Raw genomic sequence first — 1,095 nt, 5'->3', positions numbered from 1 at the left:
TCTCGAGCTGCGAACTGCTGGTGCAGCTGCGGTCGCCCTGCAGCGACGGCGGCACGCCCTGGCTGGCGGTGCGGTTGTCGAACACGCGATTGCAGTTCTCGTCCATCAGCGAGCTCTGCACACGGTTGCGCTTGTTCTGGCCATACATCAGCTTCATGGTCAGGTCGTTGTTGACCTGCCAGCTATAGGTGCCGGACCAGTTCTTTCCGCCCACGGTGTTGTAGATCTGGTTGCTGCGCTCACCCACCACCTGGCCGCTGGCGTAGTCGTATGCGTAGACGTCGGTGAGCGTCTTGCTCTTGTCCGAGAAGCCGAACAGCGACAGCATCTGGTTGTCGGTGATCTGCCAGTCGATCTTGCCACCCCAGAACGGATCATCGGCCTTGCCCTGGCTCAAGCGGGTACCGGCATCATTGGTCGAGGTCGGGCGGTAATCTCGTGCTTCGTACATGCCGAAGAAGAACAGCCGGTCCTGCACCAGCGCACCGGAGGCGAACACGTTCAGCGCGCTGCGGCTGTAGTCGTCGCGGCTGGCGGTGATATAGCGGCTGCCGTCGCGGTCATAGCGGTCGCGCGCCTGCGATTGCCATGCCCGCGGCTCAAACACCAGTTCGGCGCCGGCCTTGAAGTCGTTACTGCCCGAACGGGTCACCGCGTTGATGACACCACCGGTACTGCGCCCGAACTCCACCGAGTAGCCGCCGGTCTTGACCTGGAATTCCTGGTAGAACGAGAACGGTACCGACGAGAAGCCAACCCGGTTGTAGAAGTCGGTGACGTTCAGGCCATTGATGTAGACGGTGTTCTCGGCCACTGACGAACCACCGAAGGAAATGCCTTGGCCACCCAGCGAGCCCTTGCCCTTCACCGCACCCGGCGCCAGCAGCGCCACGGCGGTGATGTCACGGTCCACCGGCAGGCGCGAGAGCTCTTCGCGTGTGATGTTGGTGGCCGACTCGGTGGACTTCACGTCCACCATCGACACCACCTGTGGCGCCCGCACTTCGACCGTGCCCAGCGTGTTGACCGCACCCAGCGGCACGTTGACCGTGGTGGCACTGCCGAGGCTGACCGTCACCTGGCCGACACGGCTGG

1 protein-coding gene is annotated in these 1,095 nt (G+C 63.5%); it reads right to left on the bottom strand.

Annotated elements, in window-relative coordinates:
* Nucleotides 1-1,095 (bottom strand): TonB-dependent receptor plug domain-containing protein (locus ARC23_RS00685; protein ID WP_152985171.1); only part of this gene is annotated, 1,095 nt, incomplete at both ends.

The organism is Stenotrophomonas beteli, assembly GCF_001431665.1.
Classification (GTDB): Bacteria; Pseudomonadota; Gammaproteobacteria; order Xanthomonadales; family Xanthomonadaceae; genus Stenotrophomonas; species Stenotrophomonas beteli.
The sequence above is the reverse complement of the archived record's forward strand: the minus strand, read 5'-3'. Positions and strand labels throughout refer to the sequence as shown.